Annotated in this window: 11 protein-coding genes and 2 pseudogenes; all 13 read right to left on the bottom strand. The window is 39.4% G+C overall.

Annotated features, from left to right (window positions below; genetic code table 11):
* Positions 1-2,264: PAS domain S-box protein (locus KKC46_17245; GenBank protein MBU1055546.1), on the bottom strand; the 2,264-nt coding region annotated here is incomplete at its 3' end.
* Between the two features lie 22 nt (positions 2,265-2,286).
* On the bottom strand, positions 2,287-2,994 hold the full coding sequence (locus tag KKC46_17240) for a hypothetical protein (protein MBU1055545.1): 708 nt from the start codon (positions 2,992-2,994) through the stop codon (positions 2,287-2,289).
* 352 nt (positions 2,995-3,346) lie between these two features.
* Positions 3,347-5,023 carry a cell wall metabolism sensor histidine kinase WalK gene (locus KKC46_17235; GenBank protein MBU1055544.1) on the bottom strand — a complete coding sequence of 559 codons (1,677 nt, stop codon included), beginning with the start codon at positions 5,021-5,023 and terminating at the stop codon, positions 3,347-3,349.
* A 104-nt stretch (positions 5,024-5,127) separates the two neighbouring features.
* Positions 5,128-5,823 (bottom strand): response regulator transcription factor, encoded by a 696-nt coding sequence (locus KKC46_17230; GenBank protein ID MBU1055543.1) that lies wholly within the window; start codon positions 5,821-5,823, stop codon positions 5,128-5,130.
* A 50-nt stretch (positions 5,824-5,873) separates the two neighbouring features.
* Positions 5,874-6,206, bottom strand: coding sequence for a hypothetical protein (locus KKC46_17225; protein ID MBU1055542.1), 333 nt, complete (start codon positions 6,204-6,206; stop codon positions 5,874-5,876).
* Between the two features lie 94 nt (positions 6,207-6,300).
* Positions 6,301-7,257, bottom strand: coding sequence for a CDF family Co(II)/Ni(II) efflux transporter DmeF (gene dmeF / locus KKC46_17220; protein MBU1055541.1), 957 nt, complete (start codon positions 7,255-7,257; stop codon positions 6,301-6,303).
* Positions 7,258-7,461: 204 nt separating this feature from the next.
* Positions 7,462-10,125, bottom strand: a complete 2,664-nt coding sequence (gene fdhF, locus KKC46_17215) for a formate dehydrogenase subunit alpha (protein ID MBU1055540.1) — start codon at positions 10,123-10,125, stop codon at positions 7,462-7,464.
* Positions 10,105-11,100: pseudogene (locus KKC46_17210) on the bottom strand (FAD-dependent oxidoreductase). The gene fdhF and the pseudogene KKC46_17210 overlap by 21 nt, the downstream one beginning before the upstream one ends.
* A gap of 255 nt (positions 11,101-11,355) precedes the next feature.
* Positions 11,356-11,589: pseudogene (locus KKC46_17205) on the bottom strand ((2Fe-2S)-binding protein).
* A gap of 581 nt (positions 11,590-12,170) precedes the next feature.
* Complete coding sequence (locus KKC46_17200; protein ID MBU1055539.1) at positions 12,171-12,356, bottom strand: ferredoxin family protein; 186 nt, start codon at positions 12,354-12,356, stop codon at positions 12,171-12,173.
* Between the two features lie 67 nt (positions 12,357-12,423).
* On the bottom strand, positions 12,424-13,152 hold the full coding sequence (locus KKC46_17195; protein ID MBU1055538.1) for a hypothetical protein: 729 nt from the start codon (positions 13,150-13,152) through the stop codon (positions 12,424-12,426).
* Positions 13,153-13,166: 14 nt separating this feature from the next.
* Positions 13,167-14,585 (bottom strand): NADH-quinone oxidoreductase subunit N, encoded by a 1,419-nt coding sequence (locus KKC46_17190; GenBank protein MBU1055537.1) that lies wholly within the window; start codon positions 14,583-14,585, stop codon positions 13,167-13,169.
* A gap of 124 nt (positions 14,586-14,709) precedes the next feature.
* Positions 14,710-16,212, bottom strand: coding sequence for an NADH-quinone oxidoreductase subunit M (locus KKC46_17185; protein MBU1055536.1), 1,503 nt, complete (start codon positions 16,210-16,212; stop codon positions 14,710-14,712).
* Between the last annotated feature and the right edge of the window lie 82 nt (positions 16,213-16,294).

Below are 16,294 nucleotides of genomic sequence, written 5' to 3'. Positions count from 1 at the left end.
GCTCCTTTTCCTTTTTCCCCTTCCGCCCAGATCTTGCCCCCGTGCCGATTTATAACGCGTTGAACTGTCGCAAGGCCAATCCCGGTTCCCGGAAACTCATCGGCTGTGTGGAGGCGCTGAAAGGCTCCGAACAGTTTGTTTACATAGGCCATTTCAAACCCTGCACCATTGTCGCGGATAAAACAGGCCGTCTCGCCATCTCTGACAATTGTTCCGAACTCAATTTTAGGATGCTCTTTTTCGCCCGTGAACTTAAAGGCATTGCCTACAAGGTTTTCCATGGCAATATTAATCAAATGGGGATCACCCTTAACCATGATTCCCTCCCGGATGTTAACATCAAAGACTCTGCCGGGATTGCTCATCTGATGCTCCTTAGCAATCACCCCTATCATAACACTCAAATCAACAGCTTCCCGCTTTAATTCGGTCTGGGTTATCTTTGAGAGTTTCAGCATGTCATCAATCAGCAAACCCATTCGCTGTGAAGCTTTGCAGACCTTCTCCAGAAAAGCCTTTCCTTTATCATCCAGGTTTTTCTGATAATCCTCAAGCAGGATTCGGCTAAACCCGTCAATGCTCCTTAAGGGCGCACGCAAATCGTGAGAAACAGAGTATGAGAAGGCAAGCAGTTCCTTATTGACGGCTTCCAACTCCGCGGTGCGTTTGATGACACGCTGCTCTAAATCGGCGTTCATTTTTCGTATATCATTTTCTGCCCGCATACGGTCGGTGATATCCTGGCCCTGGGCAATGGTGGCTAAAAGTGTCTTGCCGTCCTGAGCATAAATATTAGCTGAACTCCAAAGTACGATTCGGCTCACCCCGTCCTTGCAACGAATCGGAATATCCACCGACTCCCAATATTCACCGAGTGAGGTAGCCTTGATTTTGTTAAGCGACTTATCGCGACTTGTTTCCGGAAAGAAGATGGACAAATCCTGACCCATAACCTCTTCAGCAGTATAACCCGTAAGACGCTCGAAGGCATGGTTGAAACGGGTAATCCTGTACTCCGTGTCCCAGGTAATTATCGGTGCGTTTGCATAGTCGATCAGTCTGTTCAGATAGTCACTTGTTTCCCTCAGCATCTCCGCGGCCTGCCGTCTTGAAAGGGAAATAGCCAGACTGTCGGCCATTCTTTCATAATGTTCAACAAGGTCTGGAGTAAACCGGTTCGTACAGCGGTCGTTGAATTGAAGCAATCCGAAAACCTGATTGCCTATGCGCAGGGGGATCAGAGCCACTGATTCATACCCTTCACCATTACATCGGTTTCGGGTGCGGGCCTGGCGGTCAGCTTCTGTGGTGTTGGCAAGCAAAGCGGTGGTATTGTTGGACCAGAAGCTCCCACTAGCGGTAAAGAAAGGCTTGGCGGAATCGAAACGGCCGCACAGTATGTTTCCGCACATACATTCCAGTATGGGGTTTCCTGCACCATCGTGCAGAATTTTACCGTCCGGGCCATACGCACAGAGGTACTTTTCCGCTTGAACAAACTCAGGCGCAAAACCACGAGTCGTGTAATATGGATAATCATCTTCGTCGCGCAGGCGGATGCCGACGGCTTCACACCCCGACCAACCTTGCAGGGCAGCAGCAAGGTCCGACATGTTTTCCCGGAAATCGCCCGGCGTGTTAACCAGTTCAATCAAGCTTGCTGTAAACTCGTGCTCATGCGCTTGTAGTTTGTGAAAAGTAATATCGTTTATAATGACCCGACATACGGGAGTGGTTTCGTCGGTCTGCACAGCTGTCGCAACCAGATGTGCCCAGAATAAAGATCCATCCTTATTTATCATCCTGAGTTCAAACTCTTGTGGCTCACCGGTTTCAAAGAGTTGTTTACTGTGCAGATAATAGATATCTCTGTCTTTGGTAAAGATGAACCGGGTCAAAAGATGCTTGACCAGCGCACCACGGGCTACGCCCAGCAGAGTTGCGGCGGTAAGGTTCGCTTCCAGAATCAGCCCCTTTTCACTGATTGTATAATAGCCTACTGGAGCGAGATCATACAGATCTGAATAGTGTGTGCGCTCCGCATCGAGCTCTGCATGCATCCGGAGTAATTCCTCTTTCTGCATCTCAAGCTCGATCTGATGCACCTGAAGTTCGTGAAGCAACTGCTGTATTTCTTCTGCTGACATTGCCTCCAAATTTTCCGGCAAGGTGGCCTCTTTCCCCAATGCGTTCTCTTCAGCCTGCTTACGAAAAGCAGTAGCATTCTGACTTTCAGGTTCTGTTATCTTGGGTAACTTTTTCATTTTGCCATCCATTTTACGCATGTTAAAAATATGCACCAAACAGATTTTCAATTTCGTCCAGAATATTTCTATCTATTGACACTGATATGCGTTTTGCAAATATGTCGAGCTTGATCAATGCATTAAGCGCTGCATCCTGAATACTTATATTGGTCAGCCTCCGGGAAATACTTTTATTAACGATTTGTATGTCTGAATAAATATCAACGAGGTGTTTCAAATCCCAGTCAGGTTGCTTGCCTTGTTTATACAAAAAGTACTGTGCAAGTAAATACATCGATAGTGCCCGATATTCGGTTTCCAACATCGATGCGAACGGTAAATGATAACGAACCATCGGTTTCAGTTTTTCCATAACATGGCAGCCGCTTGTAACCATATATATCCCGATCAAAGAGCTGATCCCCTGTTGCAACGTTGTATGTTTAAAGTATCCACGCTCTTTGCATTGTATCTGCATATCAACTTCACTATAGGAAATCATATTCCGAAAGAAATCTACCAATTCAACAAGATTTGCAGCGATTGGACACAATAGATGCTTGGTCTCATCCAAAGTACAATTCGGGCATTTGAAAAAATTTAACTTTGCCCATTCCGGAGCCGGACTCTTCGGGGTATGTGTCAAATTCAGGGTTTTTGAATCCAATTCGACATTGAATTCTTTTTCAAAATTATTATTGAATTTGAATTTATAGTTAAAAACAATAGTTTTATTTGAATCATTCATACTATTTTCCATTGTTAAAAAACGTCAATATAAACAATCTAGTTTTAATCCGCAGTTATTACTTTCTGCAATTCTATAATCTTTGGGATGTTCCATTAAGGATTGCTCATTATTCATTGGCATAATACTATTTAACACCATTCAAATGATAACAAAAGTTGATGAAAAATTGTCAGAATATTACAATCAGATAGGTTCGTTTATAAGTTCAATTGTTTTTATTGTATTATAAAATATCATAAAGTCAATATTGATGGACTAGTAAGAAATCGTCACTCTGATAAACCATGGAGATTGGATAGGAACAAATGCTGAGTTCTTTATCGTATATAAATATATGAATAAGCAAGCTTTATGTTTTCGGCAGGAATATGCTGAAGGTGCTTCCCGCACCGGGTGTGCTTTCCACGGTAATGTGCCCGCCATGGAGCTGGAGAATATGCTTTACAATCGCAAGCCCCAAGCCAGTCCCGCCCAGATTGCGGCTGCGCGCCGCATCAACACGGTAAAACCTTTCAAAAAGACGATCAAGATGCTGTTTGCCAATACCGACGCCCTGATCCATAAAATGAATCGCTATCTTTGAATCATTTTCTTCAGTTGAAATTTTAACAATTTTTCCTTCAGGACTGTATTTTATAGCATTATCAATCAAATTTACGGCAACTTCTTCAAATAAGTTAGGATCAAGTTTAGCCGTCAGTTCTTCTTTGCAATCAAGATCAATGATAATATGTTTATCATCTGCTTTTGGCTGGCACAATTGAATTGCCGATATCAGGATGTGCCTGATTTGAATGGTTTCTGGTTTAAGCTGCTGTTGTTTATCTTTCTGTTCCAACCTTGAAAGGCTTAACAGATCTTCAACAATTGAATTCAGGCGGTTAACATGTTTGGAAATAATTTGCAAAAAACGCCTGGATTCTTCCGGATTATCAAAAGCTCCCTGTTGAAGAGTTTCAACAAATCCCTTTATAGCAGTAAGCGGCGTCTTGATTTCATGTGAGACATTTGCCACAAAATCTTTGCGTATATTTTCAAGCCGCCTTAGATGAGTAACATCATATACTACAACAAGCGTTCCGATTTGCTTTCCATCTATATCCTGCAAGGGATTACAGTAAGCATTAATAATACGTTCGCCGTTTTTATAAAAAAAGATATCCTGTTCAACACGCGCTTCATTTAAAAGCGCCTTTTTAACAAACCCCTGCAAATCCCGATTTCTGATTACTTCCTGAATCAGTCGCCCCTGCAATTCTTCAGTACTGCTGTCAAATATTTTTGCGGCAGCCTGATTGACGCTTATAATACGTTCTTCTTTGTCAACTGCTACAACACCTTCCACCATACTGGTTAATACTGCTTGAAGTTGATTTTGCTGCCGGTTCGAGTTTTCAATTTTTTCTTCCAGCTGCCCGGCCATATGATTCAAGGATGTCGAAAGGCTTGCGAGTTCTTCCGTCTCAATTGAGGGCAGACGATATTTCAAATCACCTTCCGTAAAACGTTTTGCTCCATTTCTTATTTCTTCAATAGGGCGGCTGACATAGCGGGAAGCAAGATAACTTAATGCCGCTGCAAAAAGCGCTATAAACAATCCTCCCCATGCAATACTTCTATAAATATGGTATAAGGTTTCATCAATGGAAGATATTGAAAGCGATGCTCTGATAAATGCGATAATTTCATTGCCTTTTTTTACCGGGATTACCACATACATCATTTTCTGATGAAGGGTTTTGCTGTATCGAAAAGAACTTCCCAGGTCTTCATTAATTGCCTGCTGCACTTCCGGGCGATTACGGTGATTATCCATATTGTCAGGATTTTCCTGCGTATCACCAACTACTTCACCGTTTGTAAGTATAACAGTAAAGCGGGTATCAGTAAGCTGCCCGTCTCTTTTACATATCGAATCGATAAATGAAGTATTAAGGGGAAACAGATGCGGCTTAATCTGTTTTTCAAGTAGATACCCTCTTGTTTTAAGGTATGTATGGGTTTGTTTCAAAAAATATTCGCGCATGGAACTGGATGCATACCAGCTTACCGCAACTACCGAGATAACAGATATCAGCAAATAAGTAGGATAAAGTTTCCAGAAAAGTTTTTTTGTTTTACCTTTTTTGTTCAAGGCTTCTCCCTGAAACGATACCCAACTCCTCTGACGGTTTCAATATAATCGCCACACACACCCAGTTTTTTACGCAACCCCACAATTTGCACATCTACGCTGCGATCGGTAACAGGATAATCACTTCCGCGAACCATATCTACAATATGAGAGCGGGTAAAAACCCATCCGGGCCGTTTTGCCAGGCAGCAAAGAACCTGAAACTCAGTAAACGTCAGCTCAACCTCTTTGTCGCCCACCAAAACACTTCTTTTATCAATATCTATTGTAAGATCATGAATAAGAAGCAAATCGCTTTCAGTATCTTCTTTCTGATTTTGGCGGCGGCGGATGACCGCTCTGATCCTCGCGATCAATACACGCGGACTAAAAGGCTTTGTAATATAGTCATCCGCACCTATCTCCAAACCGGTTACAATATCCGCATCTTCTCCTTTTGCAGTTAGCATGACAATCGGAATATTGCGTGTTTGCTGATTATATTTCAGTTTTTTTGCTACTTCGAAGCCGTCTATCCCCGGCAGCATCAAATCAAGCACAATCACATCCGGCTTTTCAGTTTTAGCCATATTTACTGCGCTCTCGCCGTCAGAGGCACAAATAATTCTGTATCCTTCTCTGGCAAGGTTATGTCTGATGAGTTCGAGTATATCTTCCTCATCATCAACCACCAAAATTTTTTCCTTCGGCATATACTTTCCTTATATGGAAATATGGCAAAAGTATGTTGTTAAAAATAAATTTATTTTGTAAAAATACTGCTTACTTCAGAACCCGGCAGAACTATCTTGGAAGCTTCCTCACGGCGCATTTCATTTGATCTTTCTATAAGTTGTTCAATAGCAGCATTCACTGCATCTGGAAATTTTTCCAAAGCATCTTTTAGACTATCTGCTTCTATCGGACCCTGAATAGGTAAAGGCCCGCCTTGCGTCATAACCTGAGTCTGTGCGATAAAAATTGTCTTTCTTGTTGTATCCGGCAAACCATCTTGTGTTACAGGCGTAAGCCTTCTGATATAACCGGATGTTAAATCGGAAAAAGATTCCTCCATGTAAAGGTTATCTTTATCCATTTTTACGTTAACGTTTACACCTTGCGAATCTAAACTCATTATTTATCCCCTTTTTTTTTGCATTTCTTACCCATCAAATACGGCAAACAATACTCTAAATTGTTGTTGGTTTCGGAACAACACACGATTCTCCAATACATTGATTTACTTCAATTGTAATATGAGATAAATTATGTATGTCTTTCAACAGCCCCTTGTAATGTTCCACAGCTTTTGGAAAGTGCGTAACCAAAGAAATTACAACTGCATAATCATTAGGTCCTACTTTCCATAAATGAAGATCGGCAATCCGATTGTCCGAGTCAGATTCCACTTTAGTTTTTATTTCAGCCCTTTGTTTTTCTTCAATATTTTTATCCAACAAAATCGGACCGGTTTCTTTCAGCAGACTATATGACCAGCGGGTTATGACCAAAGCTCCGACAATACCCATGACCGGATCGAGATGATTCCAACCAAACATTTTTCCGGAAAAAAGCGCCACAATTGCAAGCAATGAAGTCAAAGCATCGGCCAATACATGAAAATAGGCTGCTCTTAAATTATGGTCATGGTGGTGATCATGTTTTTGCTTATGTTTTCCATGTGAATGATCATGACGGCCCTGCAAAATATAAGCGCAAATTATATTAACAAACAAGCCGAGTATTGCAACCCCAATCGCTTCGTTGAAATGAATTTGTTGCGGATTTATAATTCGCTGTATTGACTCAATAGACATAACCAAAGCAACTACAGCCAAAGTCACTGCGCTTGTAAATCCGCCCAAAACGCTTACCTTGCCGGTACCGAAAGTAAACAATGGATCATTCTCGTGTCTTTTTGCATATCTATATGCAAGTAATGCTATCAGGAAAGCAGCGACATGAGTTCCCATGTGCCAACCGTCAGCCAGCAAAGCCATGGAACCGAATATAACACCGGCAATTATTTCAACAACCATTGTAACAGCCGTCATGATTAAAACCTGCAAGGTACGCCGTTCGCCTTTTTCATGAATAACTGCAAAATCATGATTATGCTGCCAGGTTTCAAGAGAATGTACGTGCATTTTATTTATCCTTATTTATTTGTATGCGTACAATCTATAGCAATTATAATAAATCTTTTATAAATAATTCATTATTTACAATGATGTGCATTAAAGATGTGATCGTCAAGAAATATTTTGTGCAGCAAATATAAAACCCGTTATTGTAATAATACCAATAACGGGTTTTTATATTTTATGATTATTTTTTTTATTAAAAAATCATCAAGCTGCTTTTGACAACTTTACTGCACAGACTTTGTATTCAGGAATTTTTGAAACAGGATCAAGGGCAGCATTTGTCAATTTGTTTGCGGCAGATTTTGCAAAATGAAATGGGATAAAAACCGTTCCATTAACTGCAGTTGCGGATATTTTTATTTTTGCGGTAATGTCTCCTCTTCTAGACATAATTTTTGCCATTGATCCATCTTCAAAACCGAATTTTTCTGCATCAGAAGAGGAAATCTCAACAAAATTCTCCGGAGCCCTTTCATTTATTCCATCCGATTTCATTGTCATGGTGCCGGTATGGTATTGATGAATAACTCGGCCTGTTGTCAGATAAAATGGATATTCGTTATCAGTTTGTTCAGCCGGAGGTATATATTCAATAGCATGAAATACACCTTTTCCTATGGGAAAAGCCTGCGTATGTAAAATAGGCGTACCCGGATGATCTAAACTCGGACATGGCCAGTGAATGCCTTCCTGATCTATCCGGTCATAATTTATACCGGCATAAGCAGGAGTTACTTTGGAAATTTCCTCCAGTATGGCTTCACTGCTTTCATATGCCATTGGATATCCCATGCGGTTTGCAATTTCACAGGTAATTTTCCAGTCTTCTTTTGCTTCTCCCGGCGGCTCAACTGCTTTTCTCACCCGCTGAACTCTGCGCTCGGTATTTGAAAACGTTCCTTCCTTTTCTGCAAAACAGGCTGAAGGCAAAATCACATCTGCAAGCTTTGCCGTTTCTGTCATAAAAATATCCTGCACAACAAGAAAATCGAGATTCTTTATGCATTTTTCGGCATGATTAATATCAGGATCGGAGATAAGCGGATTTTCGCCTACAATATAAAGCGCTCTTAAACTTTTATCATGGGCTTTCGGTATCATTTCGGTAGCCTTTAAACCCGGCTTATCCGAAAGGCCCGAAACACCCCAGGCAGCTTCCATCTTTTCTCTTGCAACAGGATCAATAACTTTCTGATAACCGGAAAATACATCAGGAAGCCCTCCCATATCACATGCACCCTGAACATTATTCTGGCCCCGCAGTGGATTTACGCCTCCACCTCTGATTCCAAGATTGCCGCAAAGCATGGAAAGATTTGCCAAAGACTTTACATTGTCTGTTCCTGTTGTGTGCTGGGTGATGCCCATGCAGTAAACAATGGCACCCGCCTTTGCTCCGGCGTACATCCTTGCTGCTTCAATAAGACTTTTCGAAAGAATGCCTGTTATTGTTTCAACATATTCAGGTGTATATTTTTCTGCCGCCTTTTTTAATTCTTCAAAACCGGTTGTACGGTTTTGAACAAAATCTTTATCAAAAAGTTCTTCCTTAATAATTACATGAATCATGCCATTAATCCAGGCAACATCAGTTCCAAGATTTGGCCTGAGCCAGTTTTTTGAAAACAAGGTCATATTAATTCTTCTTGGATCTACAACAATCAGTTTTGTTCCTTTAAATTTTATTGCTCTCTTGATATAAGAAGATATTACAGGATGATTTTCGGTAGTATTTGAGCCTGTAAGTAAAATTACATCCGCTTCATCAAGATCTCCAATAGTATTTGTCATTGCTCCGCTTCCAAATGCGGCGGCCAGACCGGCCACTGTAGAGGAATGTCAGAGACGCGCGCAATGATCTACATTATTAGTTTTAAATACGGCTCTGGCAAGTTTTTGCACCACATAATTCTCTTCATTTGTGATCCTTGCAGAAGTAAGAGCGGCCAATGTATCAGGCCCGTATTCATCTCTTATTGCTGCAAACCTGCGTACAACAAGATCTAATGCTTCTTCCCAACTTACTTCCTTGAAGCTGCCATCATCTTGTTTTATCAAAGGTTTGCGCAACCTCTCAGGACTATTAACAAAATCGAATGCAAATCTTCCTTTTACACAAAGATGCCCGTAATTAGGCGCAACTCCCGGAACACCTTGAACATTTACTATCTGGTTTCCTGATGTTGCAAGATATATCTGACATCCGACACCACAATATGTGCATGTTGTTCGAATTTTATTAAGCTCAAAAGGACCGGGTTTGCCTTTTGTCTTTTCCTGGAGTGCGCCGGTAGGACAATTGCCTACGCATAAACCGCAGTCAACACACTTATCATTAATACTTGGAGCATATTGTGGCGGACCGGTTCGGTCTTCACCGGAAACCTCATCTACTTTTATAGCATACTGAATCTGGTAGTTATCACATCCTACAGCACATCTGCGGCATACGATGCACTTGTTCGGATCAACAGTTATAAATGGATGTGAATTTTCTATTTTATATTTGGGGCTCTTCCAGAAAGCTAGTTTGCTTGCATCAACATCATAAATTGTTGCATATTTTCTAAGAAGACAATCAAAACTGTCCAGGCAGCCGCAGGAAAGACATCTTTCAGCTTCTTCTTTGGCCTGAGTCTCGGATAACACCAGTTCAGCTTCTTCAAAGCTTTTAACTCTTTGAGAAACCGGAAGAATCGGGGTTTCGTTACGCGGACGGCTTTTAATATTTTCAAAATTAACCGGATCTACCTCACTCAATTTCCCTTTCACTATATTAAAAGGTTGTACATCACATATAACAGCTCCATCTGTCAGATAGCTGTGGATAGACAAGGCGGCCTCTCGACCGTCAGCACTTGCCTGAATAACAGTTCTTGGACCTCTTAAAAGATCTCCACCTAAAAACAGGTACGGGATACATGATTGAAGGGTGCTTGTATCCGTTTCTGGTATTCCTTTTCTCGTGAACGAGGCTTCTTTAAGTTCGGTATCTTCTTTCAAAAATTGTACATCGGAAAATTGTCCGATGGATATAATAGCCTGATCGGCTTCTAGAATTGTTTCGGAACCTTCAATAGGAACAGGACTCGGGCGACCGCTGCTGTCTGCTGCTTTTAGTTCATTTTTAAGATATTCAACACCGGAAAAAGCTCCGTCTTTGGAAATAATTCTTGTCGGAGTAGCCAGTATATGTATCTTTACGCCTTCTTCTTCAGCATCATGGATCTCCTGCGGGTTAGCAGGCATTTCTGCTTTTGTCCGGCGATAAAGCATTATAACTTCTTCTGCTCCCATGCGAAGGCAGCTTCGTGCGGCATCCATGCCAGTATTCCCATTGCCGATTACTACCACTTTTTTACCAACTGGTGGCGGATCTCCGGATGCTGTTCGAATCAGAAATTCGATGGCGGACATGACTCCCCGCATCTCTTCTCCTGAAATTCCAAGTTTATAAGAATTCCATGCTCCTATGGCTAAAAATATAGCATCATATCCCTCGCTTTTTAGTGATGCCAGAGTAAAATCTTTTCCGAATTTCTTGTTTATATTAACCGCTACGCCAAGATCTAAAATCTCCTGTATCTCCTGATCAAGCACAGCCTTTGGAAGACGATATTCGGGAATACCATATCTTAACATACCACCAAGCTTGGGCATGGCGTCATATATGGTAGCACCGTGGCCTTTAAGACGCAGATAATATGCTGCGGCAAGCCCTGCAGGACCGCCTCCTATTATTGCAACCTTTTTGCCTGTATCTGGAGGTGGTGCAGGTGTTACTCTGATTCCGCGCTCGGCAGCATAATCAGCTGCATATCTTTTCAAATCTTTTATGTTTATTGCTTTTTCAACACGTGTGCGTCGGCATTCATTTTCACATGGATGCGGACATACCCTTCCAAGTGATGCAGCAAAAGGAGTCTTTTCTTTTATAAGCCTAAGAGCTTCTATAGGATTGCCTCTTTCAATATGAGCAACATAACCCTGGATATCAAGATGTCCGGGACAAGTCATATGACATGGCGCTAAACAATCTCCATAATGCTGTTCAAGTAGTAAAGAAAGTATATTTTTACGAAATTCCCTGATTTTTGATGTATCAGTTTGAACTTCCATCCCTTCAGCAACCTTGAAAGAACAGGATGTTACCGGCCTGGATTCTCCCTTGACTTCAACCACACATATCCTGCAAGATTCTTCAGGTTTTAAAAGGGGATGATGACAAAGGGTTGGTATAAATATACCTTCCTGCCTTGCTGCTTGCAGCAGTGTATTTTCGGATTCCGTAATAACTGTTTGACCATTAATAGTTAGAGATACATTAGACATACATTACTCCGCTATCGGTTTTATTTATTATTAATTTAAACTTTTCACAGTAAGACACAGTAAACAAATATGTGTTGCTATGTTATAGTTTTATTATCTTTATTCGATGTTATATATGTCAAAATTTTGATAAACAAGTCAAGAAAAAACAAACTTAATAATTAAAATATATTGAATTTATCTAATAACTTATATATGACATACATGTCATATATAAGTTATATATTCACCTTATAATGCTTTAAGCAAAGTTTTAACAATAGAAGTATATTTATATTTGGAAATCAGAATTTATAAATTGCAATAGAGGCATCCTCATAGTTTTAAGGCAATTGTAAATACATTTGCTTTAGCTCAAATAATCAAACAAAACTTAGTTTAAGACATTTAGAATATAATGAAATCAAACCTTTGTTTAATAAAAGAACTTCAAATGTGCCTTAATCTCTAAAAAAACAATATACATTATTGGGGGACGTGTTTACAGCTGACATGGTAAAAATTAATTAGATAAATAATTTCCGTCAACAGCAGTTGAGGATATTAAATGATTTGAAAATATTAATGCAGGCTTTTTAAATTTATACCTCAGTAATAGTAATAGCCACAAAATCACAAACCTGAACACAACTTTCGCAACCTAGACAATCATCTGACCTTACAGGAACAGATTTACCATTTTTCAGTTGAAATACATCTACCGGACAGACCTCTATACATTCTTCGTCTCCTACGCATTTATCCGGATTCACATCAATTTTAAACATATTTTTTCTCTTTTCCGTCTATATCATTTATAACCAGCCAAAACAATAATGCCGGTATACCTATTAATTATAAACTACAAACTCCAAACCGGCATTTTTTCTCTTTTATATGTTTTTCAAATTCATCCTTAAAATTTGAAACAATGGCCATAATTATTTTCGATACTTTTCCGGCAAAATCGCAATATGCTGCCTGATCTGTGAGTTGAATCATAGTCTCCATCTGAACAACTGCATTATCAGGTGCTTTTCCATTTGCAACACCAGAAATAAGTTCTATAAGCCGCTGAATTCCCAAACGGCATGGAACACATTTACCACAAGACTCGTTAGCATGAAATTTTATAAGATACTCTGCAATTTCAACCATGCAAACAGAAGGATTCATGGTCATTATACAACAGCTTGTTTTATCCCATATCAGATCCTCACGTATGCTCTGAAGAGGGTTGACATATAATATAGGAAATAATATTTTATTATTTCCTATTGTTTCTTTTATAATTATTGGAATATGGGCTTCTTTTACTTTGTGATAGAAAAGTCCAAGATGTGGCAAACTGATATATGTACCATTATTACATTTACCACTACAACCATATTTTGCAGGCTCTATAACAACTGGAATATTGAGACGTTTAGATTCTGCTATTAAACCCTTATATATAGCACCCCCCCCACAGGAAGATGCTGAATTCCCAACTCCGCAAACCGTAATTCTTGGCTGATTACCAGCAATACCCGGCATTTCATGGGCCTGTGGTTTTTCTATGCAATTTGTAGCTTCTGCCGACATTTATTTTACTCCGTTTACAATTTTATCGTTTCACAGGCTGTTCGCGCCAATTCAATAAATCTTGAAGGTATAGTACCCAAAATTAATATAGCAATTATTAAACTGTAATTTAATAATCTATGTGAAAAACTTACTTGCACTGCCGGTAATCCATCAGGATCCTGACCATATGCCGCACGAACAACATTAAGATAATAATAAATAGAAATAGCCGTATTTACAGCAGCTATTATGATCAATGCAAGGTGCCCTTCATTTAAAGCAGCAATAAAAAGGAAGAATTTTCCTGTAAATCCTGCCGTAGGTGGAATCCCGGCAAGACCAAAAAAACCAACTGCTAAAGTAAAGGCCAGCAATGGAGAACGCTTATGAAGACCGGAAAGATCGCTTATAGTAACATTTTTCCCTTCCTTTGAAACATTGGTTATAACAAGAAAGCATGCAAGATTCATAAGCATATATGCTGTAATATGAAAAACAACTGCTGAATAACCATCGACTTTTAGAGTTAAAATACCAAGCAGTATATAACCTGCATGAGCAATGCTGGAATAAGCAAGAAGACGCTTGAGATCTTTTTGTACAAGCGCTGCAATATTTCCGAAAGTCATTGAAACAGCAGCAATAACAACCAAAACCTGAACCAGATCAACCGATCCGGGAGCGGCAAGACTTACAATCCTTATAAGTAATGCTGCTGCTGCCAGCTTAGGCATAGTTGCAATAAATGTAACTGTCTCATTTGCAGTGCCTTCATATATATCAGGAGTCCAAAAATGAAACGGAACAACTGATAGTTTGTAGAAAAATCCGCAAAGAATCAAAAGAAGACCAACTACACCAATCGGCTGCCCAATTATTTCCGGCATTTTTAACATAATTTCTGACAGGTATGTAGTCTGTGTAATACCGAAGATATAACTCATACCAAAAAGCATAATAGCTGTAGCAGCTGCTCCGAAAAGAATATATTTAACAGCAGCCTCTATTCTTCCATGACTTATATCCTTACTTATCGGTATTAGGATATAAAGTGAGTATGAAGATAATTCCATTGCAATAAATATTGTTATAAGCTCAACACTGCTTACCATAAGCATAAGACCTAATGCACTTATGCAAAGAAACATAAAAAACTCAGGCTGTAGCTTTTCTTCTATACTTTTATTCTTCATACAAAGTATTGTAATTAAAAACAGCCCAACGCTTATTAGAAACTTAAATGTTTGTGAAAAAAGATCAACACGGTAAGATAGATGGAAAAGATCTCCGGTCATATTAAAAGTATAAAGATTAATGATTACTCCGATGCCGGAAAGAAATACAGCTATACCCTGATTCAATTGAGCAGATGATTTCCATAAAGATTGGCAGAAAAAAACCAGTGCCATCAAGAGCAGATAGGTTTCCGGCAGAAATAATACGACATCCATTATTATTTATTCCTTAGAATCATTGAAATTGAAAACTTAATAAGGCTCATTTAATTAAATTTAGCTTTATACGAGTTTATTATATTTGTTAAAATTATTTAAAAATAACATGCTGCATTTAATATTAATGTAAAGGTACAGCGCCTGCCATATGTATCTGTTCCAAAAGATGACCAACACTCACATGAATAACATCCAAAAATGGGCCAGGAGAAAAACCAATCCATAAAACCAAAATTACAAGAGGAACTAAGTAAATAATCTCTCTTAATTTTAAATCAAAAAAATGATGTGAATCCGGTTTTCCAGCCCAAGCAACTCTCTGAAGCAAATGCAGCATATACGCCGCGGCAAGTACAACTCCCGGAATACTCAAAGCACCGATTATTTTATAATCCGCAAAAGCTCCTATCAAAATCAACAACTCACCAACGAAGCTGTTTGTACCGGGAAACGCCATTGAAGAAAGACAGAAAAAACCAAAAAATCCAATATAAATCGGCATTATTTTTGCAATTCCGGCATTATCTGCTATCAAACGGCTGTGACTCCTTTCATAAATAATACCTACACATAAAAAGAGGGCACCGGTTGTTATTCCATGATTTATCATCTGCAATATGGCCCCTTCAAGACCATACTTATTAAAGAAAAATGTACCAAGTGTAACAAAACCCATATGAGCAACACTAGAATAAGCAATAAGCTTTTTCATATCGGTTTGCCCAAGAGCTACATATCCGCCATAGACAATAGATATAACGGACATAACAAGAATGTATGGAGCAAAATGCAAACTCGCATTGGGCGTTATGGGCAGACAAAATCTAACAAATCCATACGTTCCCATTTTCAGCAATATACTTGCAAGCAAAACACTTCCTGCCGTTGGTGCCTGAACATGCGCTGCAGGTAACCATGTATGAAACGGAGCCATCGGAACTTTAATGGCAAAAGCAATCCCAAATGCAAGAAATACCCAGAATTGAAAACTAAAAGAAAAAGTCTGAGTCATTGTCATTAGAGTTGGAATAGAAAAAGTGCCGGTTTTAAGATATAGGGCAATCATTGCGACTAAAAGAAATACACTTCCAACCATTGTGTAAATAAAAAACTTGATTGATGCATAAACTTTTTCCGTGCCACCCCAGACAGCTATTAGCAAATACATTGGAATCAGCATTGCTTCCCAGAAAATATAAAACAGCACAAAATCCAGAGATGTAAAAATTCCCACACATGCGCTGCCCATAAGAAGAAGACAGAAATGAAATTCCTTAACCCTCTTGTCAATATATTTCCAGGATGCCAAAACACATATTGGTATAAGCATTGTACTCAAAAGCACAAGAAGCAGACTAATCCCGTCTATTCCAAGAGTATAATTTATATCAAATGCAGGAATCCAAGAAAAATGCTCTCCAAATTGATATTTAGGAGTAGTTTGATCAAAATTAAAATAAAGAGGCAGTGAAAGCGCAAAAACAGCCAGACTCACAAATAAAGTCCATACTCTTGCAACAGTCTCATTCCGGATCATGAAAAGAACAAAAGCTCCGGCCAGGGGCGCAAAGATTAAAACGCTCAAAATGGGATAATTAAGCTGATTGGGAATTAAAAAATCCATTTATATATATTTTCCTGAAGTAATTAAACCTGAAGGCTTCGTAATCCCGCCCGAGGCGGATAACATTGATAACTTCAAATAA

This window comes from Pseudomonadota bacterium (genome assembly GCA_018817425.1).
GTDB lineage: Bacteria > Desulfobacterota > Desulfobacteria > Desulfobacterales > RPRI01 > RPRI01.
This window is presented reverse-complemented; position numbering and strand designations above follow the sequence as displayed.

What these genes read in the sequence shown, in the direction of transcription:
- KKC46_17185 (MBU1055536.1), bottom strand. Translation starts at nt 16,212, where the DNA reads ATGGATTTTTTAATTCCCAATCAGCTTAATTATCCCATTTTGAGCGTT.
- KKC46_17240 (MBU1055545.1), bottom strand. Translation starts at nt 2,994, where the DNA reads ATGAATGATTCAAATAAAACTATTGTTTTTAACTATAAATTCAAATTC.
- KKC46_17225 (MBU1055542.1), bottom strand. Translation starts at nt 6,206, where the DNA reads ATGGATAAAGATAACCTTTACATGGAGGAATCTTTTTCCGATTTAACA.
- KKC46_17230 (MBU1055543.1), bottom strand. Translation starts at nt 5,823, where the DNA reads ATGCCGAAGGAAAAAATTTTGGTGGTTGATGATGAGGAAGATATACTC.
- KKC46_17190 (MBU1055537.1), bottom strand. Translation starts at nt 14,585, where the DNA reads ATGGATGTCGTATTATTTCTGCCGGAAACCTATCTGCTCTTGATGGCA.
- KKC46_17200 (MBU1055539.1), bottom strand. Translation starts at nt 12,356, where the DNA reads ATGTTTAAAATTGATGTGAATCCGGATAAATGCGTAGGAGACGAAGAA.
- dmeF (MBU1055541.1), bottom strand. Translation starts at nt 7,257, where the DNA reads ATGCACGTACATTCTCTTGAAACCTGGCAGCATAATCATGATTTTGCA.
- KKC46_17195 (MBU1055538.1), bottom strand. Translation starts at nt 13,152, where the DNA reads ATGTCGGCAGAAGCTACAAATTGCATAGAAAAACCACAGGCCCATGAA.
- KKC46_17235 (MBU1055544.1), bottom strand. Translation starts at nt 5,023, where the DNA reads ATGCGCGAATATTTTTTGAAACAAACCCATACATACCTTAAAACAAGA.